The sequence below is a fragment of the Larkinella ripae genome (assembly GCF_054780775.1).
Map to the genome: position 1 here is coordinate 301320 of NZ_BAAGVR010000017.1, position 19558 is coordinate 320877.

The window sequence follows — 19558 nt, forward strand, 5'->3', positions numbered from 1 at the left end:
TCGTTTTCAACCCCTGCCGGTTTTGATCCGCAAAACAGCCCCGCACGTAGTGCGGGGCTATCCATCGTCAACCCCTCCGGGCCTGCGGAGCCGGGGATTACTGCGGAGGAACTGCCGTGGTAGTCTGGAGCTGTGGCAACTCGGGGGTAAAGTCAACTTCGCACGGATAGCCAAACAGGCAATTGTCTTTAATGATCTTGGCAACTCCTTCGGGCACCATCGTTTCCCAGCCTTCTTCTCCGGCCTTCACCATTTGCAGCACCCGGTCGGTCGAAATGTGCAGATTTTCTTCGTTGTAATCGGTGATATCTTCGATTTTGTCGTTTGCGATGAGGTATTGGTACAGCGGTTGCAGGTTAGGCGGCAACTGAAAATCCTGACACCGGTAAATAATACCGTCGGACAGCAGCGTTGGATACACGAATAGTTTCACTTTCCGGCTAAAGAGCGTGGCAAACGATTCCAGAATGCCGCCGGGCAGATTTTTGTAGTGTTGTTCTTCAAAAATGTATTCCAGGTTCGGAATGCCCAGAATCAGGCCGATTTTCAGGCGGGTCAGGCGGGCCAGATAAGCCACCAGCCGGTAATATTCCAGAAAACTCGAGATCATCACGGTCTGGCCCAGTGAACACAGAATGTCGACCCGGTCCAGAAAATCTTTTTCATCGATGCCGTGATCGACGTTGGCGGCCAGGTTGTGCAGCGTTAGTTCGGCAATGGTCACCACCCGGCTCGGGTCAATGTCCGGTTCTTCCAGAAACTGCTTGTGTCCATTGCTGAGCATGTCGAGGTGAACGTTCGTGACGGGCCGCAGACGTCCGCGCAGCAGCAGAATATGGCGTTTGTAAAGCGCTTCCGAGGGCTGCAAAACCTTCCCGTCGGGGCCAAACAAAGCCGCATTCGTAAAACCGTTCCGGACCAGATACAGGCTCATCAGGCGGTTATCCACACTGGGGAAATCCGGACCGTCGAACCGGATCATGTCAATCTCGATTCGGTCCGGCGACAAATCGTCCATCAGCGAGAGCAGCAGCGTTTCCGGCGATTTGTAGTAATAATAACAGCCGTAAATCAGGTTGACGCCGATCACGCCGAGCGCCTGTTGCTGCAAAACGTTCTCGTTGTCCCGCATCCGGACGTGGATGATGACATCATTGTACGGCGCTTTGGGTTCGAGTTGAAACCGCAGCCCAATCCAGCCGTGCGATTCGTTGGTTTTCTGGTAATTAAGCGCCACAACGGTATTCGCAAAAGCAAAAAACGTGGTCGTATCACCACGTTGTTCGGCCAGTCGCTTCTCCATCAGGCTGTATTCTTTGCTGAGCATCTTCACCAGCCGCGATTCAACCACGTAGCGACCACTTTCTTCGTGGCCGTAAATCGCGTCGCTGAACGTCATATCATAGGCCGACATGGTTTTGGCAATGGTGCCCGACGCCCCCCCAGCTTTAAAAAACATGGCTGCGGTTTCCTGGCCGGCCCCGATTTCGGCAAAGGAGCCGTAAATCCGCCGGTCGAGGTTGATGCGCAGCGCTTTCTGTTTGGTTCCAATGGTTTTATCGTACATAGGTTGGTGAGTCTACAGGCCCGGCGTAGTGACCGGAGCTGCTTATTAAGTTAAATTTACAAAGATCATTCCGAATATTGCGTATCGAATGGCTACTTCTGAAACGCCTGCGCCCCGTCTTTTTGTTTACGGAACCTTATTAAGCGTCTCCCGACACCCGATGGCGCAACACCTTCGCCAGCACAGCCGGTGGGTTGGACCCGGTTTTTTGACCGGTCGATTGTACGATCTTGGCGCGTATCCGGGGGCGGTTTTTGACCCTACGGCCCAAAACCGGGTGCACGGTGAGGTTTACAGGCTCGAGGAATCCGGTGCCGAACGGCTGCTACAGACGCTGGATGCGTATGAGGGAGGTGAGTACGTCCGGCGGGTGGTGCCGGTGCAAACCGCTTATGGTCTGCTGGCCTGTTGGACGTATCTGTTTCATCAGCCGACCCACGCACTGCCGCTCATCGCATCCGGCCGTTTTTTTGATTAATCCGAAAAGCAAAAACCGTCCTTCGCCGACGGTTTTAAACAGAGAATGGATACCTGCAAAATGCTGAATGCCAAATGAAAAAGTAGGCTGGCGCGTTCCAAATACTTTTCCATTTGGCATTCAGCATTGTTTTAAATCCAAAACCATCAAAAGTTTACCTTTTTAAGGTCATCAAACATGTTGCTGCCTCCGGCCCGGCGTTCCACCGAGGAACCGATGGCGGGCAGTTGCGGACCGGAATCGGCCGGAAGCCGGGCGGCTCCGACACCCACAATCTGCGCCATGGCGGTACCCAGATACGTTTCTTCAAGATCGCCCAACGCTTTGACTTCCAGCGGTTCACTTTTGGCAATCGTCGGTTTGAAGCCGGTCGAATAATCCGACTGATTCTGGGCGTTGAAGGACTTGAATACAATGGGTTGCATTCCCCACTTGATGCGGCCCGTTTCGTCCGAAATGGTAATGGAGCCCACGTTTTTGCCGTACGTGGTTTCGCCAATCGTAATAACCGGCATAAACGGTTTCAAGCCGTTGATAATCAGCTCGCTGGCCGAAGCCGTTCCGCCCGTCGTCAGCACGAACACCCGCGAGAGGTTATCACCGATGTTCTGGGTTTTGGTTTGGAAACGGGTAATCAACTGCCCGGCCTCATTCTCGCTTTCGAGTTCGGCCATCACGTTCTTGTTGTATTCCATCCGGTAGTACGTCTTGGTGTTGTCGACGCCTTTGGCAATCATGCTCGCCAGTTTAACCGACGACGACACGTAACCGCCCGGATTATACCGCAGATCGAGCACCAGTTCGTTGACGCCCCGCGCCTTGAATTTGCTGAAAATCTGTTCCAGCTTCTGGTCGTAGACGGCGGTTTTGCTGCCGTTGGGGCCGGGAATAAACTGGTTGTAAACCAGATAGCCAATTCGCTTGGTGCCCATGATGTAAATCGAGTCGAGCAAAACCGGGTTTTGCTGGAAAACTTCGGCGGTTACGGTTTTCACCGTCTGGGTATCCACAATTTTACCGGCTTCCACTTTCGCCAGACCGTAATTGAAAGTCGTTGGATCGGTGGCGAGGGAAGCGTAATTGCTGGTCGTCAGTTTCTGCCCGTTGATCGACGAAATAATGTTCCCGCGTTTCAGACCGGCTTTGTAGGCCGGAGAACCGGGCAGCACATACAACACCTTGAAGATCACATCCGTTGAGCCCGACGCCCGCAGAAAATAATCGACTTCCAGACCGGTCGTTTTCTCTTCGCCACTCAGCGACGATTTCAGCTCGTCGGCGCTTTCCTGAATCCAGGAAAACCGGTCACGTTCGGTATTGGCTTTGTTCGTGTAGTCGTACAGCAGCGAGTAAAATAAAGCGCTGGGCGACAGCGTCGTGTCCGGATTTGCCGGAATCTTATCGTTCCAGTAATAAGCCTCCCGCATATTTTCCAGAATCCAGTTGTTAACCGACTGGTCTGCTTTTGAAGGCGTGCCGTCAACGGGCGATTGGGGGGTAACGGCCGGGTCAGTGGTGCAGGCTGTCATCCAAAAACCGGCACCTATTGCTACGACCCAGGCAAATGATCGCAGATTGAACAAGAGAAGTTTCATTAAGTTGATTATGAAGTATAACTATAACAATGATCCTAACGGGTTAGTGCCATTTTTATTTTAATAATCCTATTTCTGAGCGCTTATTTACACGTTTTTGCGGGATCGCAAACCCGTTCAGAAGACCCGGTTTTTTGAATTCCCGTCCCCCGCTCATCCACCTTTTAATCCGCTTGTAGAATTTGATGGTTATGCAAGGTAGTGGGTTTTGCATAGTATCCTTAAAACCTTGATATTGAGCCATCATTCACTCCTAACCAAGAAGGCGCATGAAAATATTCCTAACGCTGGTGGTACTGATTACCAGTGCTACCGTCAGTCTCGCGCAATGTGATAAAGCGGTAAAATTGAAAACCTCGAAAACGGAATACCTGGACGGCAGCGGCACGGTTCAGCGCACAGTCGATGAGCAAAGCACCATTGACATCGGAAAAACGGCGGTAACGATCAGACCGGGCAATACCGACCGCGTCATGAACGGCACGGTTCAGTCGGCCACCTGCAACTGGACGGTTCCGTACAAAACCGGGAAGTCGGTGATCAAGGCGTTGTTTAAAGAACCGTCGGGCGAGGAGAATCATGCCACGATAACCGTCGAAGGAAAAGACGGAAAAACAACGTTTCTGATGGAAATAGCCGAACGGCCGGATCGGAAAATTCGCGTTACGGCTGATACGTTTGAAGAAGCAAAATGACGGTCAAATGCCCGACTGAATTAAAAAGAAAAGCCAGCTTCAACGCTGGCTTTTCTTTTTGCGGTTACCGACCCATCACGAGCCGCGTTTGGGCCGGGGCCGTTTCCGCATCCTGAAGCTGAATATTCAGCGATCCGGTTTTTTGCACATTTCGGTCGATGGCCAGCGTAATGGCATGAACACCGGGCGGCAGATCGGCCACCACACCCTGGCTGGTGAGTTTGAGCGGTTTTTGACCCATCCAGGCCGCCACCCCGGCGGTGGAGCTGAACGCCAGATTGACGTTTCCTTTGCTGAGGACCTCAATCTCAAACCGGGCGAAGGTATAGCGTTTGCCGGCGTTCGCTTCCACAATGGAAAGCTCATCGAGCGGCAGATCGCCGGCTACTTTGCTGTAGGCCGGTTGCCAGGAGATTTTAGCGTTGTCTTTCGCGACGTAGCCGACGCCTTCGGCCTGAATTTTCCGGGTCAGCTCCTTCGTCGCAAACGCCGTATTCCAGCGACGGACAAACCGGGCGTTGGGCACGCGGAATTTCCCGGATTCGCCCATTTTCGACAGAAAACCGATCAGGTCAATAAACTCCTGTTTATCCAGACTGGCCGTCAGTCCCGCGGGCATCAGCGACCCCGGCACTTTTTCGACGGTATTGATCTGGCTTTTCGGCACCGACACTTCCTGGCCGGAAATATCGCGCAGCACAATGTCCGACGTGCCGTTGCTGACGATGTAGCCCATCAGTTCGCTGCCGTCTTTTTTGGCCAGCCGTTGTAATTCGTAGCCTTCCTTGATCGACTGATTCGGATACAAAATGGAGCGGGTGATGGTTTCAACCGGCGAACTGGTACCGAGGCTGCTCAAATCCGGGCCGATGCGCCCCCCGGCCCCACCAATGGCGTGGCAGGTCTGGCAGGTCAGGGCGGTTTTTCGGAAAACCAGCTCGCCTTTCACCGGATCGGCGGTTTCCTGCACCAACCGCGCCAGGCCGCTGATGTCCTGATTGCTGAGTTCCTGGGGCATTTTTTCGGCGGGCAAGACCCCGCCAGAGGCTTCCAGTGCCTGCGCCAGCCGTTTGATTTCGTCCGTGTTGCGCAGGAAATACGTTACCCGGCGCTGCAGGATCTGCCGACCTTCTTTGGCCCGGTTTTCCGGTATTTTGCGGGCGTTCAGTTCGTCGGCAAGGGCCTGCGCATTGGCTTTGCTGGTCAGAAAGGCCTGATAAAAGTCGGCGGCATCGGTCTGTGCCGGTAGCGTCCGCAGCAGATCGGCACCGATTCGGGCCGCTTCGGTTGCGTTGATCGACGCCAGTTGGGCCGCGGCCGCTACGCGCAAATCGGCCGGATTTCTGGTGCTGGTCAGGTCGGCAATGGTCTTACGGGCCTGGTCGGTTTTCAGGGCCGCCAGCGCGTTCAAAGCCGCTTTCCGCGTGTTTTTATCGCCTTTCTGGGCCAGATTAACCAGTGTGCCGCTCAGGTCTTCGAGTTGCCACGAACCGATGAGCCGAATGGCGCTGGTGGCAATGGCATCGTCCTCATTTTCCATAAAACCGGTGATGCGGTTCAGGTTTTGCGCCGGTTTCGCACCCCGGCGGGCGGCTTCTTCCAGCGCGCTTAGCTGAGCACTGGTGCTTTTGGTCGCGCCGGAAGTGCTCTGAACCGCTTTGTCGAGAAGGATGGACAGGTCCGCCGGCGAACCCAGGCGGGCGATCGAACCCAAAACGTCTTTCTGGTATTCTTCCGGAATCTGGTCTTTCTGGTAAAGCTGGGCCAATTGCGAAACTGCATCCGGGCCACTCGCTGATTTGAGGGCAAAAACCGTCTTTTTCGCGTCGCCGAGGAAAGCAGGATCGGACTTTAACCGGCTGGTCCACCGGGGTTCCAGCTCCCGAACGGTTTGCCAGAGCGCGTAATCCAGAAATTCGTCCATCGGTTTGTCCAGCACCGCGAGGGCCGTCCGGGCCGCTTCGGGCGTTTGAACGTTCCGGAGTGCAAGGACGGCTTCCAGCCGAACCTGCGGGTGCGCATCGGCGACGGCTTTGGTCAGCAGGGCCGGTACATTGGCGATTTTTGAGTGCCAGAGTTCGAGCGCCCGCAACGCAGCCGCCCGCACCTGCGGACTTTGGGCATTCAGTAGGTTGAGCAGCAGCGGCTCGTTCACCACTTCGAGCGTCTGGTACGTCCAGAGGGCTTCGAGGAGATTGTGTTCGTAGCCGGCGTTGTTCTTGTCCAGATTCTGCACCCATTTCTGGAGCGCCGGAATCACTTCGTTGGCGCCACGGGCTTTCAGCACCTGTTTGGCCTGCAGGCGGGTCCAGTCTTCCGGAAGTTTCAGGGCATCAAGCAGTTCGCTGACGGAGGCTTTGCTCAAGGGCGCTTTTTTCACCAGCGGGCGGTTTTTGGCGACAATCCGCCAGATGCGGCCGTGTTGCTGGTCCCGGCGCGGATCGTGGAAATCCACTTCCCCGTGCTGAATAATGGGGTTATACCAGTCGGCCACGTAAATGGCACCGTCCGGCCCCACGGATATATCGACGGGCCGAAAGGCTACATTGTCGGTCCAGAGCAGGTCTTCCATTTGCTTGGACGCGTAGCCGCTGCCCTGTTCTTCCAGTTTAAACCGGTTGATCCGGTTGGCCCGGAAGTCGTTCGTGATGACGCTACCCTGCCAGGATTCGGGCAGATGCCGACCCGAAATCACACTTAGACCACTGTGTTTGGGCTGGCCGGGATTCAGTCCGCGCAGAATGCGGGCGGCTCCCGGGGCCGTCACGAAGGTGGCCCCGGGGAAGGCGAAATTGATGCCTTCGCCCCCCGCGCCGTCGGTCAGGAACGATTGCCCCCAGCGGTCGAACTGAAGGCCCCAGGGATTAATCAGACCGCGGGCGTAAACGTCCATGTCCAGATTCCGGGTGTTCAGTTTCCAGACGCCACCCCCTTCGAGCCGCTTGATGCCCTGCGGGGTTTCCACGTGGCTGTAAATGTAGATGGACTGGTTGAAATACAGCCGCCCTTCCGGTCCCCAGCGAAAGGTATGGATCAGGTGGTGCGTGTCGCCCGTACCGAAACCGTTCAGAATCCGGCGTCGTTTGTCGGCTTTGCCGTCGCCGTCCGTGTCGGCAAAATGCAGAATTTCCGTCGAGTTGGCGACGTAAACGCCCCCATCGCCGGGCAGAATGCCGGTGGGTGTAATGAGTCCTTCGGCAAAAACCGTCGATTTGTCGGCTTTGCCGTCGCCGTCGGTATCTTCCAGCACAAACACCTTGTCGTTGGCTTCTTCGCCGGTTTTCAGGTGCGGATAGGCCGTGCTGCTCACCACCCACAGGCGGCCGTCGGCGTCCCAGTTCATCTGGATGGGTTTGGCCACCAGCGGTTCGGCGGCAAACAGCGTCACCTCAAAACCGTCGGCAATCTTGAAGGATTCGAGTTCGCGTTTCACATCCGGATTCGGAAGGTCTTTCCGGTCATCCTGATGCACGGAAGCAGTCATCAGCAGCACGAACGGGAGAATCAGGGCGCGGATCAATCGGGGAAACCGTATTGTTTTCAGGGCTTTCATGCTCATTTCAAAAGAGAAAGGGTATAGATGCGTGATTTCGGCTGGTGATTCAGGAAGATCTGCCCTTCCAGCCATTTGATAAGGATATACTGTTCTTCCAGGCCCTTCACGTGCCGACCCTGTTCGTAAGAGCGGAAACCCAGGATGTAGGTCTGGTTCAGCGGGCGGTACTGGAAATAAAACAAGTCGTTTTTTTTCAGGATCATCTGCCGGATCTGGCCGGCCTGCTGGTAGGCCGCCCCCTGTTTAAGCGGAACGCCTTTCTGCCATTCGCTGGCCGAGGCCGTGATGACCGCTTCGTTGTCGGCCTTCAGGGTGTAAAACCCTTTTTTCAACCCGCTTATTTTCAAAACACGGACCTCCTGAATAGCCTCCCGGTTTTTTTCGGGAAGCGGGAGCGGCAGATAGCCTTCATCCAGCGTAAATTGTACGGTTGCGTTGGGCTGATCCGGCTTCAGGATTTTGGCCGGAGCGGTGGTTTCGGCGCCGTTTTTAGCCACATTGATCGTGACCATCCCGCCGTTGGCCGGTAGGCCGAGGCCTTTTTCCAGCGTAGTAGCCAGGTAATAATAACCGGTTTCGTTCAGGTGGACGCCGTTTTCCAGGATGGGCAGTTTCTGACTGATTTCCTGAATCGGTTTGAAAAGGTCGATAAACCGCTTGCCCCGCTCCGACGCGATTCTGGCAATTTCGGCCGCATACCGTTCCAGCATGGCATTGCGTTGGCTCACGTTCTGGGACGAATCAAACGCTACGACCGGGATCGGCGACAGCAGAATGGCTTTGGCGCCCAGTTGGTCAATTTTGTCGAGCAGTTTGCCTAAACCGTCCCGAAACCGGGGCAAACCGGCTTCGCCTTCCTGCGCTTCCACCCCGCCATAACCCACAAAAACCAGCGTTGGCTGGGCTTTGGTCAGTTGGTCCATCAGGTGCTGATAGGCCGTCGGTGGGTTGGTGAACGTGCTCCGCGCATCGCCAAACACGTTGTCGCCGGTCCAGCCGAGGTTGCGAAACGTCACATTCTGGTCGGGCCAGCGCGTGGTCAGCGCCAGTTCCAGATACCCGTACTGAAAATCATTCTCAAACAGCGAGTTGCCCAGAAAAACCACCCGGTCGCCGTCTTTTAATGCGAAAGGAGCGTTGGTGGTTTCTGATTTTGGCTGGGCAACCGCCAGGCCGGTGAGCAGCGAAACAAGGAGGACAACCAGGGAACCAAGCGTGGCCGGAGCCTTAAGCTTTCTCATGCATTCGTAAGGAAAGGAATCGATGGGTTTGGACTATTACGGGAAAAGGCCGTCGAGGGCTATTCCTACTGCCAAAAAGCAGGGCATTCGACCGCTCAAAGCCACTCCCAGGCGCTTTGGTAGGCGTTGAGCTGTTCGGAATACGTCACAAAATTCGCATAAAACGGCAGACTCGCCAGCGTGGCGCTGTCGCCGACGATGATCAGCTTCTTGCGGGCGCGGGTCATGGCGACGTTCATCCGGCGGATGTCCGACAAAAAACCGATGTCGCCCCCGGCATTGCTGCGGGTCATCGAAATGTAAACAATGTCGCGTTCCTGCCCCTGAAAACTGTCGATGGTGTTCACCGTAATGCTGGCCAGATACGGTTGCAAGTCGGGGTGGTGCCGCAACTGTTCGTTCAGCACGGCGAGTTGCTGCTTGTACGGCGAGATGACGGCAATGCTCGGAAAGTTTTGGGGCGAATAAAACGGGCTTAACTCCGCGACCTGCTGCGCCAGATGCCGGATCAGCAGCGCGGCTTCTTCCGGATTGGTGGAACTGGTGCCGTCGAGTTTTTCGTCAAAACCGCAGCCCGCCGTGTCGACAAACCACAGGGCGCTATCGCCCGGAAACAGCGAATGCGCCACCACCGACGGATGGGCTTTGACCTGATTGGCGTAAAACACCTGCGACGAATAGCCCATGATGTGCGCGTGCATCCGGTATTGTTCTTCCAGCAAACTGACCGCTTCCGGGTGCCGGGAAACGCACTTTTCCAGCAAGGTGGTGTTCAGGCCGTTGCGGGCGGCTTCGCTGGATTTGATGGTGGGTGGCAGCTGGCAGTGGTCGCCCGCCAGAATCACTTTCTGCGCTTTCAGGATCGGAATCCAGCAGGCCGGTTCCAGCGCCTGCCCGGCTTCGTCGATGACCACGGTATGAAAGCTGAGGGTGCGGATCAGGGCCTGATTGGAACCGACCAGCGTAGCCGTTATCACCTGCGCCCGGGTTACCAGATCATCCACAATGTACTGCTCCGTATTGGCCACCTCTTTCATGATCCGGTGGGCCTCGTCAAACAAGGCTTTCCGCTGCTCACGCTCGGCCTTCCCGAAATTCCGTTTGTACTTGTGCGCCATGTTTTTAAACTCACTGGCCTGTTTTTTCAGCTTTTTAGCTTCTTTCATCAGGCTGTGTTCGGCCATTTTGTGGTCGAGCGTGAGGGCCGTCAGGCGGTCGGAAATGCGGGCCGGATTGCCCACCCGCAGAACGTTCACCCCCTGCTCGTGGAGCTTTTCACTCAGCAGATCGACCGCCGTGTTACTGGGCGCTACTACCAGCAATTTCCGGTTGTCTTCTTTCAGCAGGACCTTGATGGCCTGCACCAGCGTGGTGGTTTTGCCGGTGCCGGGCGGGCCGTGGACGATGGCCAGTTCGTTGGCCGCCCGGATTTTATCGACCGCCCGCTGCTGGCTCTCGTTCAGTTGCGGAATGGGCAGGGGCGGCAAATCGGCCTGAAACGTCGGGGAGGACTGCCCCGTCAGAATCTGCACCAGGCGGTTTTTGGGGTCGGCGCTGAGCGTTCGGGCCAGTTTGAGGGCTTCCTGCATTTCGTCGTAACTTTTGTCGTCAAAAAGCAGTTCGACGCCCAGTTTGCCATCCCGCGACCAGTCCGGCAATTCGTCGGTTTGCAGCGTAATTTTCAGGCGGTTTCCGCTCTGGTGCGAAATGGTGCCTTCGACCCGGTCGGTTTTGGGATCGTGATTGCTGAAAAACACGGCGGGCATACCCCCCCGGAACTGGTGCGTCAGGTCGTGGTGGGTGGTGCGCTCCACTTCCACCGTCAAGTAATCGCCCCGGCTGAGTTCCGAGCCCCGGATCGCAATCGGGTACCAGGTCAGACCGTTGGCCCGGCGTTCGGCAATGGAAGTGGCTTCGGTGAGTTTACGGTATTGGTTGCGGTCTTCTTCGCGTTCAACTTTCAGCAGGTCAAGAAGGTCTTTGAAATAATCCATACCCAAAGGTAACGGTTATTCGACCGACCTGAAAAGGGATGTTCAGGAATCGAAGGCTGGCCGAATTGACCCGCAAATTGTCGCGATTCCCCCTTACTCTTGTTTTAAAATAATCCCACCTTTGTTTAAAAAACAACAGATCATGGAAAGAAAGCAATTTAAAACCGTCATCGGGGCAACCCGCGAAACCGTCTGGGCTCTTCTCTGGGGCGAAGTAACGTATCCGGAATGGACCGCGGTTTTCAACGAAGGTTCGCGGGTCGAAACCGACTGGAAAGAAGGCAGCAAGGTGCGGTTTCTGGATGCGAACAACGACGGGATTCTGTCTCAGATTGCGGCCAGTGTCCCGCCCGAATACCTGTCGTTCAAAATAGTGGGGGAAGTTAAAAAGGGCGTTGAAATTCGGGGCGAAGCGGGCAGCGAGTGGGTTGGCTCGGAAGAAAATTATACGCTCAAAACCGTAGACGGAAAAACCGAGTTAACGGTAGAGATCGATATTGTGGACGAGTACATCAACTACTTTCAGGAAAAATGGCCGAAGGCGCTGGAGAAGCTGAAAGAAATGGCTGAAAAACAGCCATAAATAAGCGTTGCCCGGTACCGTAAAAACCAGGTGTTGTCAAACCGGTAGGAACAAATACGTCAGGTATGCATATCGTATTAGGAGCGTCAGGACAAGTGGGATCGGCCGTGGTAGCCAATCTGGTGAGAGAACAACAACCGGTCAGAGGGGTAATTCGGGATCTGGAAAAAGCGGACGAGCTCCGAAACGCCGGGGCTGCGGTCGCCCTGGCCGATGTACATGATTTACCGGCTTTAACGGCCGCGCTGGCCGACGGCACCACGCTGCTGGCCCTGACGCCCGAGAGCGGCCAGGAGCAGGACGTGATCGGCGAAACGAAAGCCCTGCTGGCAAATTACCGCCGGGCCGCCGAAGCGGCTGGCATCCGGACCGTGGTGGGCCTGTCGTCGATGGGCGCGCAACACGAACACGGAACCGGCAACCTGGAAATGTCGTACTGGCTGGAACACGCGTTCGACGGGGCCGCCGTGAACACGGTTTTTGTCCGGCCGGCCTATTATTTCAGCAACTGGCTGATGTATTTGCCCGACGTTCAGAAAACGGGGGTGCTGCCGACACTTTTTCCGCCGGAGTTTTCGCTTCCGATGATCTCACCGATGGATGTGGCCGACGTGCTTGCCCGCCTGATGATCGACAACGGGCGGAAAACCGGCACCATCATCGAGGTGGAAGGCCCCGCTGCGTACACGTCAATGGATGTGGCCGACGCTTTTTCTGAAGCCCTTGGCAAACCGGTTAAAGCCAAGACGATTGACCGGAGCCAGTGGGAGCCGATGTTTCGGCAACTGGGGTTTTCGGACGACGGTATCCGGAATTTCATTGAAATGACCGATGCGGTTATTTCCGGACGGACGCTGGCGGGCCGAACGCAAGCCGGCGCCGTGAAAGGCAAAACCGCCTTGCTGGATTACATCAGAACGGCGGTTTCGGCGGCAAACCCAGCGGCTTAGCGAGAAACATATCACCTTTAGAATGGTGAATGAAAAGTGCTGATTGAAAAAGGAATATTACAGCCCGTATTTATCATGCTGTAATATTCCCTTTTCAATTCCGGCGAATCGGGAATTGAATCTGGTGAAAGACGCTATCGTTTGTCCGGAAAATACTTTCGTTTTTAGCGTATCTTTTATAAATTGTACGCCTAAAATCCTGTTTTCGGACATGAAAGGCTACGTCTCCGCATTCGTTATTCTGTTTAGTACGTTCGCGGCTCACGCTCAGACGCTTTACAAAGAGTTTGAAGTCGATTCGGCCGCGCGGCCCCTGGGCGGACTGCCATTGCTGGAAAAGTTTATCGATGTAAACCGCCGGATGCCGTACGCGGCCCAGATAAGCCGTACCAAAGGCGCGGTGATTCTGTCGGCGGTTGTGGAGCCCAACGGCACGATTTCGGACGTGCAGGTTCTTCGCAAGCTCCATCCGGATTGTGACCGTGAGGCCGTTCGGGTGCTGAGCCATTTCAATGCCTGGAAACCGGCGCTGAAAGGCGGGATGCCGGTGCGGCAGCAGTTGACGTACACGGTCCGGTTTGCTCCGGGGGCCATCAAAAGTGAGCCGGGGGCGTTCACGGCCTTTTATTCCAAAGAAGGAGCCCCCATCGCTGATGAAACCCAGGCGCTTTTTAAACTGGTTACGCCGGTTGATACGATGGGGCTGCCCAACGGCGATCCGACGGTGTATGAACTGGCCGGGGAGAAGTGGCGTAAAACGATTCAGTACTATTTCGAGAAAAAACCGTATGCCCACTCGAATGACGATGACCCGGCTTTGCCGGATTCAATTCAGGCGACCCGCTTGCTGATCAAAGATGTTTTCCTGCAACCGGAAGGCATTATTTATTCGCTTTATCCGAACGGAACCGTTCTTTCGCGGGAGCAATACAGCGATGGCAGGAAAGTGGGTGAATCGGTTTATTACTACCGCAACGGTTTGGTGAAGCGGATCGAGGAAACCCTGCAGGACGGCAAGATTCAGGAATGGTCGTGGTTTCCGAACGGGCAATTGCAGCAGGTGCTGATGAGAAAAATGGTGCCCATGGAAGGCGAAGACTCTGAGTTGTTCAGCCAGTGGGATTCGACCGGAAAGCCGCTCATTCAAAACGGCAACGGAATGGCTCGGTTTGTTTCCAGACAGGATCATAAATGGATCACCGAAACCGGCCTGGTGAAGGAACGACGCAAGGAAGGCAGCTGGAAAGGACAGTATCCGGACGGAAAACCGGCGTACCGGGAGTCGTACCAGAACGGCAAATGCGTGTCGGGCGTGGCCTATTACGGACAGGATTCGGTAGCGTACATAAATCCGGAGCAGCAGGCCGAGTTCAAAGGCGGTCTGAAAGGGCTGGGCAGTTTTCTGTCAGCCAATCTTCGGTACCCGGCCGAAGTGGCCAAGGCCAACGTTGAAGGCAAAGTGTTTGTCAGCTTTGTGGTCAGTGAAGATGGTTCCCTCTGCGATTACGAGGTCATCCGAAGTGTCCACCCGACGGTTGACAAGGAAGCCCTGCGGGTTGTCAAAGCCTCCAGCGGAAAATGGAAACCGGGCGCCATTCGGGGCCGTAATGTCCGCGTCAAGTATAATTTGCCGATCAATTTTCACCTGCAATAGCGCCCGGGGCCCGTCACGGGGCCGCTAGTGCGCACCCAGAAAGCTCAGCGCGCCTTCGTGCAGCATGATCCGGAGGTCCCGGGATTTCTTGGATTTAATGAACTGGTCGTCCAAGTGCATTTCCAGACCGTCCCACTTCATCCGGATGGTTTTGCCTTTGAGGGCGGTTCCCCAATAATCGCCTTCGACGCCGTTGAGCCGGTTTTGCACGTACGTCAGCAGGCCAACCCGCTGGTTTTCGGAAACCAGCACGATTTCAAACTGACCATCGCCGGGATCGGCGGCCGGGGCCAGCACCAGTTTGGGCCCAATCGAGCGGATGTTCATCACTTCCACCAGCAGGTAGTTGCCGGAATAATCGACGCCGTCCACTTCAATCTGGCAGGGCCGGGCTTCGTAGGACTGGACGATTTCGGCCAGCACCTCCAGCGCCACGTTCAGTTTTTCTTCCGGCGAATCGGTCGAGCGTTCCTGGTGATCTTCCATTTCTTTGATCAGGCGGGGAAACACGCCGTAGCCAATTCCTTCCAGGAAAAAATGCCGTTTGGGCAGGCCTTCCACCAGCCCGATGTCGAACGTTTTTCGCTGATCCTTGTGCCAGCTTTGCACGACGGGCCTGGGGTCGTCGATCGGAATGTTGAGCGTGCCGGCAATGTTGTTGGCGGTTCCGTTGGGCAGCAGCGCCACCGGATACGGTTTTTCGATCAGCTTCCGGTTCAGAAGCCGCTTGGCCACCTTCCGAACCGTGCCGTCGCCCCCCGCCACCACCAGAAAATCGACGTCGGTTTTCAGGTTTTTCCAGTCGTCTTTTTTCGTGGAAGCGTACCGGCAGACAAATCCCTCCGATTCGATGAGGGCCATGAGTTCCTTTTTGGAATGTTCCTCGTCACCCGCGCCGGGGTTATGTAAGAGTTGAGCGATTTTCATAAAGTCCGTTGTAACGATATATAAAACATCACCGGCGTTTTTCTGTTGGAATAAATAGACAAAATGATCATACCATGAGAATCTTAATCACCAACGATGACGGTATTTACAGCCCGGGCATTGCCGCCCTGGCCCGAATAGCTTCCCGGTTTGGCGAAGTCCGCGTGGTGGCGCCTGATGTTGAGCAGTCTTCCATGGGCCATGCCGTAACGCACTCACGGCCATTGTCTTACAAGCCGTCTCCAATCAAGTTTGAAGGCATCGAGGCCTACCGCGTCAACGGAACGCCCGCCGACTGCGTGGCCCTGGGAAGCCACATCGGCGGCCAGACGGATGTGGTTTTATCGGGAATCAACATGGGTCCGAACCTGGGCAATTCCATGTGGCATTCGGGAACGCTGGCAGCCGCCAAACAGGCGGTTTTGTTGGGCATCAAAGGAATCGCGCTGAGTACGCCGGTTGGCAAAACCGAACCGGATTTTGACCTGCTGGAACCCTACGTGGAAAAAACGCTGGAGTTGTTACTGAAAGATACGGAATTGTCGCTTTACAACGTGAATTTCCCGCCCAATCCGACCGACATCCGGTGGACGCGGCAGTCGGTTCGCCTGTACGACGGAACGGTGGTGCCGGGCATGGACCCGCTGGGCCGCAAACACTACTGGTTTACGGTAACGCCCCTGGAACCGGCGGAGGAAGGCACCGACCGCTGGGCCGTCGATAACGGGTTTGTCTCGATTACGCCTTTACGCCTTGATTTAACGGACGAACAGGCGTTGCAGAAAGCCATTGAACAACAGCCGATTACGGTTTGATCGGTATATAGCATTTAACTAAAAAAACCGCCCCTGACTTATCAGGGGCGGTTTTTTTAGTTTGGTTCAGATCGTTTCAAAACCGCAATAGGGGACCAAAACCGGTGGAATCCGGATGCCGTCCGGCGTCTGGTTGTTTTCCAGAATGGCGGCCAGAATGCGCGGCAGGGCCAGGGCCGAACCGTTCAGCGTGTGCAAAAGCTGGGTTTTACCCTCCACCCGGTGACGGAGTTTCAGCCGGTTGGCCTGGAAGGTTTCAAAGTTGGAAACCGAGCTCACCTCCAGCCAGCGTTGCTGGGCCGCCGACCAGACTTCCATGTCGTAGGTCAGCGCCGACGCAAAACCCATATCGCCCCCGCAAAGCCGCAGCACGCGGTAGGGCAATTCCAGTTTCTGGAGCAGCGACTGCACATACTGGCTCATGTCTTCCAGCGCCTGATACGATTCGTCCGGTTTTCGGATCTGCACAATTTCCACTTTATCGAACTGGTGCAGGCGGTTCAGGCCCCGGACGTGGGCGCCCCACGAACCCGCTTCGCGCCGGAAACAGGGCGTATGTCCGACGTTTTTAATCGGCAGCTGATCGTCCGCAACAATCACATCGCGGTACAGGTTGGTAATCGGCACTTCCGCCGTCGGAATCAGGTACAGTTTGTCGGCTTCGGCGTAGTACATCTGGCCCTCTTTATCGGGCAATTGCCCCGTTCCGAAACCGGAATCTTCGTTGATCAGAATGGGCGGCTGAATTTCAAAATAACCGGCTTTGAGCGCTTCATCCAGAAAAAAGTTGATCATGGCGCGCTGAATCCGGGCGCCTTTGCCCCGATAGACCGGAAAACCGGCTCCGCTGATTTTGTTGCCCAGCTCAAAGTCGATGATTCCGTATTTTTTGATCAGTTCCCAGTGGGGCAGGGCGGTTTCGGGCAACGCCGGTTTTTCGCCATGCTCCAGCACCACCTCGTTATCCTCCGCACTGCGGCCTTCCGGTACGCTGCTGTGGGGCAGGTTGGGCAGCGTTACCAACACCTCCTGCAGCTGCTGTTCGGCGGTTTTCAGGCTTTCTTCCAGTTCTTTCGAGCGCGTTTTCAGGTCGGCGGTTTCGGATTTGGCGGCTTCCGCTTCGGCCTTCTGACCGGCCTTCATGAACGCACCGATTTCTTTGGCTTTGGCGTTGGAGCGGGCCAGCACGTCGTCCAGTTCTTTCTGCGCGTCACGTCGTTGCTGATCCAGGGCCAGAACCTGTTCAACGGCGGTTTCGGCGTTGGCAAAGCGTTTCTTTTTCAGCCCCGCCAGCGTTGTTTCTTTGTTATCGCGGATAAAAGGAAGTTGCAGCATGTTATTCGGGTAATAGCTATCGGAGAGCCGTTCTTAACTTTCGTAAGACGTAATTCGGGATGGTTTCAAAAACCGCTCGCTACGTTTCAAGCTTCTTTCAAATTAAATAAGCCTTCGTTCAGGGCGTTCAGCGCTTCGGCTTTGTAGCGTCCGTGCATCAGCAGCGAGATGTTGTGCTCCGTGCCACCGTACGAAATCATCCGGATCGGAATGCCTTCCAGCGCTTTTAGAACCTGCAGGGCCACACCCGCATGATCGGCATTAAAATTACCCACAATACAGATGATGGTCTGCTCGTAATCCGGTTCTTCCAGCGTGCAGTATTCCGCCAGCTCTTCCTTGATTTTCTCCAGGTTCTCGGTATTGTCAATCGTCACCGAAACCGATACTTCGGAGGTAGCAATCAGGTCAACCGGTGTTTTGTATTTTTCAAATACCTCAAAAATCCGGCGCAGAAAACCGTAGGCATTCAGCATCCGCAGCGAGTGAATGTAGAGCGCCGTGATGCCGTCTTTTGCCGCGACGGCTTTAAACACCTGGTCGGAGGTCTTATCGGCAATGACGGTTCCGTAAGCCGCCGGGTCCATCGTGTTTTTCAACCGAACCGGAACGCCGTATTTTTGGGCGGGCGTGATGGTTGATGGGTGCAGGATTTTTGCCCCAAAATAGGCCAGCTCAGCCGCTTCTTCAAAGGTCAGCTCCCGAATCGGGAAGGTTTTCTTCACAATGCGCGGGTCATTGTTGTGCATGCCGTCGATGTCGGTCCAGATCTGAATTTCCTCCGCCCGGATGACCCCACCAATCAGCGAGGCCGTGTAGTCAGAACCACCCCGTTTCAGGTTGTCAACTTCACTCTGGCGATTGCGGCAGATAAAGCCCTGCGTAACAATGAGTTGTTTGCTGCCCTGACCATCTAATAAGGCCCGCAGTTTCTGCTCGATCACCTCCAGTTCGGGTTCCCCGTCGTCGTCGATCTGCATAAAATCCAGCGCCGGTAAGAGGGCCGAATCCTGGCCTGCTTCTTCCAGGTAAGCCTGAAACATCTGCGTGCTGAGCAACTCGCCTTTGGCCACCAGCTCTTTCTCCTGTTTCACCGTAAACGGCCGGATGTCCGTCAGCGACCGGATGGACGAAATCTCGTTTTCCACGATCTTTTGCCCCTGGGCCAGGCCGTCCGAAGTTTTATACAACTCCCGTACGAACGAATCGTAATGGGCTTTCAGGTGTTCGATTTTCTCGGTTGCTTCCGCCGACAAATCCGCTTTGGCCGATTCGGCCATCGACAGCAGGGCGTTGGTGGTACCGGACAAAGCCGACAGGACGATGATTTTTTGCGTATCATCGGCGGTAATCAGGTTGCGGATCGAATGCATCCGTTCGGGTTTGCCAACGGACGTTCCGCCAAATTTCCAGACTTGCATGGTTTAAAGAATGAGTGATTGAGTGATTGAGCGATTGCGTGAAGGGCTTCACAGGGAGCCGGTATTTGGCGGAGCTATTCACGCAATCGCTCAATCACTCAATCACATTAGATTTTAGGTGAATAACGATAAACTTGTTGCTGTAATCCTAGCATTTTTACGGCGGTCATGGCGGCTTCGTCGCCTTTGTTGCCGTGAATGCCGCCCGCGCGGTCGATGGCCTGTTGCTGGTTATTCGGCGTCAGGACGCCAAAAATAACCGGTTTTCCGGTTTGTATCCCAACCTGGGTCAATCCCTGCGCCACGGCGTGGTTGATGTAATCGTTGTGTTTGGTTTCGCCCTGAATCACACACCCGAGCGCAATGACGGCGTCGATGTCGTCGCGCTGGGCAAACCACTGCGCCCCCAGACTGAGTTCAAAACTGCCCGGAACATTGCCCCGGATGATGTTTTGAGCGGTTGCGCCGTATTGCAACAAGGTTTGATAGGCCCCTTCGAACAGGGCTTCGGTTACTTCGGCATTCCACTCGGCCACCACAATGGCAAACCGGCGTTCGCTGATGTCGGGGAGGTTATCCGTTGAAAAAACGCTTAAATTCTTTAATTCGGTGGCCATCTGAATCAGGATTTAACGGATTAATTCGATTGAGCTGATTGAAAATTGACCCTGATTTAAGACTGAAAGGCAGTTGGTGATCTTATGAATTGGTCAAATCAGCGCCCTTCGCATTCATCAGCTAAGTCAG

Annotated in this window: 15 protein-coding genes; 6 read left to right on the plus strand and 9 right to left on the minus strand. The window is 55.1% G+C overall.

The genetic code is table 11. The features are described 5' to 3' along the window. Positions 1-97: 97 nt before the first annotated feature. Positions 98-1567: a TonB-dependent receptor gene (locus ACYVHX_RS10530; RefSeq protein WP_460671586.1), complete on the minus strand. Its 1470-nt coding sequence runs from the start codon at positions 1565-1567 to the stop codon at positions 98-100. Between the two features lie 88 nt (positions 1568-1655). Between ACYVHX_RS10530 and ACYVHX_RS10535 the strand changes: the two genes are divergently transcribed. Continuing rightward, a complete protein-coding gene (locus ACYVHX_RS10535) occupies positions 1656-2045 on the plus strand; it encodes a gamma-glutamylcyclotransferase family protein (protein ID WP_460671587.1) in 390 nt (129 codons plus the stop codon). 146 nt (positions 2046-2191) lie between these two features. Here the strand turns inward: ACYVHX_RS10535 and ACYVHX_RS10540 are convergent, their stop codons facing one another. After that, positions 2192-3640, minus strand: coding sequence for a S41 family peptidase (locus tag ACYVHX_RS10540; protein WP_460671588.1), 1449 nt, complete (start codon positions 3638-3640; stop codon positions 2192-2194). A 269-nt stretch (positions 3641-3909) separates the two neighbouring features. On the opposite strand from ACYVHX_RS10540, the gene ACYVHX_RS10545 reads away from it, so the two are divergent. After that, on the plus strand, positions 3910-4335 hold the full coding sequence (locus ACYVHX_RS10545) for a hypothetical protein (RefSeq protein ID WP_460671589.1): 426 nt from the start codon (positions 3910-3912) through the stop codon (positions 4333-4335). 64 nt (positions 4336-4399) lie between these two features. Here the strand turns inward: ACYVHX_RS10545 and ACYVHX_RS10550 are convergent, their stop codons facing one another. The 3 genes from ACYVHX_RS10550 to ACYVHX_RS10560 form a co-directional block, all read right to left on the minus strand. Beyond that, the gene (locus ACYVHX_RS10550; protein WP_460671642.1) at positions 4400-7888 is read right to left on the minus strand and encodes a PVC-type heme-binding CxxCH protein; all 3489 of its coding nucleotides are present in this window, start codon (positions 7886-7888) and stop codon (positions 4400-4402) included. Between the two features lie 2 nt (positions 7889-7890). Next, positions 7891-9132 carry a GDSL-type esterase/lipase family protein gene (locus ACYVHX_RS10555; protein WP_460671590.1) on the minus strand — a complete coding sequence of 414 codons (1242 nt, stop codon included), beginning with the start codon at positions 9130-9132 and terminating at the stop codon, positions 7891-7893. Positions 9133-9227: 95 nt separating this feature from the next. Then, positions 9228-11126, minus strand: a complete 1899-nt coding sequence (locus ACYVHX_RS10560; protein ID WP_460671591.1) for an AAA domain-containing protein — start codon at positions 11124-11126, stop codon at positions 9228-9230. 142 nt (positions 11127-11268) lie between these two features. On the opposite strand from ACYVHX_RS10560, the gene ACYVHX_RS10565 reads away from it, so the two are divergent. From ACYVHX_RS10565 to ACYVHX_RS10575, 3 genes are all read left to right on the plus strand, one after another. Next, positions 11269-11709: an SRPBCC domain-containing protein gene (locus ACYVHX_RS10565; protein WP_460671592.1), complete on the plus strand. Its 441-nt coding sequence runs from the start codon at positions 11269-11271 to the stop codon at positions 11707-11709. 65 nt (positions 11710-11774) lie between these two features. Continuing rightward, complete coding sequence (locus tag ACYVHX_RS10570; protein ID WP_460671593.1) at positions 11775-12659, plus strand: NmrA family NAD(P)-binding protein; 885 nt, start codon at positions 11775-11777, stop codon at positions 12657-12659. A gap of 211 nt (positions 12660-12870) precedes the next feature. Continuing rightward, on the plus strand, positions 12871-14313 hold the full coding sequence (locus ACYVHX_RS10575) for a TonB family protein (RefSeq protein ID WP_460671594.1): 1443 nt from the start codon (positions 12871-12873) through the stop codon (positions 14311-14313). A 24-nt stretch (positions 14314-14337) separates the two neighbouring features. On the opposite strand, the gene ACYVHX_RS10580 is transcribed toward ACYVHX_RS10575, so the two are convergent. Further along, a complete protein-coding gene (locus tag ACYVHX_RS10580; protein WP_460671595.1) occupies positions 14338-15240 on the minus strand; it encodes a diacylglycerol/lipid kinase family protein in 903 nt (300 codons plus the stop codon). Positions 15241-15314: 74 nt separating this feature from the next. Here ACYVHX_RS10580 and surE point away from each other — a divergent pair, with 74 nt between their 5' ends. Continuing rightward, complete coding sequence (gene surE, locus ACYVHX_RS10585; protein ID WP_460671596.1) at positions 15315-16055, plus strand: 5'/3'-nucleotidase SurE; 741 nt, start codon at positions 15315-15317, stop codon at positions 16053-16055. 66 nt (positions 16056-16121) lie between these two features. Here the strand turns inward: surE and serS are convergent, their stop codons facing one another. The 3 genes from serS to ribH form a co-directional block, all read right to left on the minus strand. Next, positions 16122-17390 carry a serine--tRNA ligase gene (gene serS / locus ACYVHX_RS10590; protein WP_460671597.1) on the minus strand — a complete coding sequence of 423 codons (1269 nt, stop codon included), beginning with the start codon at positions 17388-17390 and terminating at the stop codon, positions 16122-16124. Positions 17391-17476: 86 nt separating this feature from the next. Next, positions 17477-18811, minus strand: coding sequence for an aspartate kinase (locus ACYVHX_RS10595; RefSeq protein WP_460671598.1), 1335 nt, complete (start codon positions 18809-18811; stop codon positions 17477-17479). A gap of 107 nt (positions 18812-18918) precedes the next feature. Then, complete coding sequence (gene ribH / locus ACYVHX_RS10600) at positions 18919-19428, minus strand: 6,7-dimethyl-8-ribityllumazine synthase (RefSeq protein WP_460671599.1); 510 nt, start codon at positions 19426-19428, stop codon at positions 18919-18921. Positions 19429-19558: the final 130 nt, after the last annotated feature.

What these genes read in the sequence shown, in the direction of transcription:
- ACYVHX_RS10530 (WP_460671586.1), bottom strand. Translation starts at nt 1,567, where the DNA reads ATGTACGATAAAACCATTGGAACCAAACAGAAAGCGCTGCGCATCAAC.
- ACYVHX_RS10535 (WP_460671587.1), top strand. Translation starts at nt 1,656, where the DNA reads ATGGCTACTTCTGAAACGCCTGCGCCCCGTCTTTTTGTTTACGGAACC.
- ACYVHX_RS10540 (WP_460671588.1), bottom strand. Translation starts at nt 3,640, where the DNA reads ATGAAACTTCTCTTGTTCAATCTGCGATCATTTGCCTGGGTCGTAGCA.
- ACYVHX_RS10545 (WP_460671589.1), top strand. Translation starts at nt 3,910, where the DNA reads ATGAAAATATTCCTAACGCTGGTGGTACTGATTACCAGTGCTACCGTC.
- ACYVHX_RS10550 (WP_460671642.1), bottom strand. Translation starts at nt 7,888, where the DNA reads ATGAAAGCCCTGAAAACAATACGGTTTCCCCGATTGATCCGCGCCCTG.
- ACYVHX_RS10555 (WP_460671590.1), bottom strand. Translation starts at nt 9,132, where the DNA reads ATGAGAAAGCTTAAGGCTCCGGCCACGCTTGGTTCCCTGGTTGTCCTC.
- ACYVHX_RS10560 (WP_460671591.1), bottom strand. Translation starts at nt 11,126, where the DNA reads ATGGATTATTTCAAAGACCTTCTTGACCTGCTGAAAGTTGAACGCGAA.
- ACYVHX_RS10565 (WP_460671592.1), top strand. Translation starts at nt 11,269, where the DNA reads ATGGAAAGAAAGCAATTTAAAACCGTCATCGGGGCAACCCGCGAAACC.
- ACYVHX_RS10570 (WP_460671593.1), top strand. Translation starts at nt 11,775, where the DNA reads ATGCATATCGTATTAGGAGCGTCAGGACAAGTGGGATCGGCCGTGGTA.
- ACYVHX_RS10575 (WP_460671594.1), top strand. Translation starts at nt 12,871, where the DNA reads ATGAAAGGCTACGTCTCCGCATTCGTTATTCTGTTTAGTACGTTCGCG.
- ACYVHX_RS10580 (WP_460671595.1), bottom strand. Translation starts at nt 15,240, where the DNA reads ATGAAAATCGCTCAACTCTTACATAACCCCGGCGCGGGTGACGAGGAA.
- surE (WP_460671596.1), top strand. Translation starts at nt 15,315, where the DNA reads ATGAGAATCTTAATCACCAACGATGACGGTATTTACAGCCCGGGCATT.
- serS (WP_460671597.1), bottom strand. Translation starts at nt 17,390, where the DNA reads ATGCTGCAACTTCCTTTTATCCGCGATAACAAAGAAACAACGCTGGCG.
- ACYVHX_RS10595 (WP_460671598.1), bottom strand. Translation starts at nt 18,811, where the DNA reads ATGCAAGTCTGGAAATTTGGCGGAACGTCCGTTGGCAAACCCGAACGG.
- ribH (WP_460671599.1), bottom strand. Translation starts at nt 19,428, where the DNA reads ATGGCCACCGAATTAAAGAATTTAAGCGTTTTTTCAACGGATAACCTC.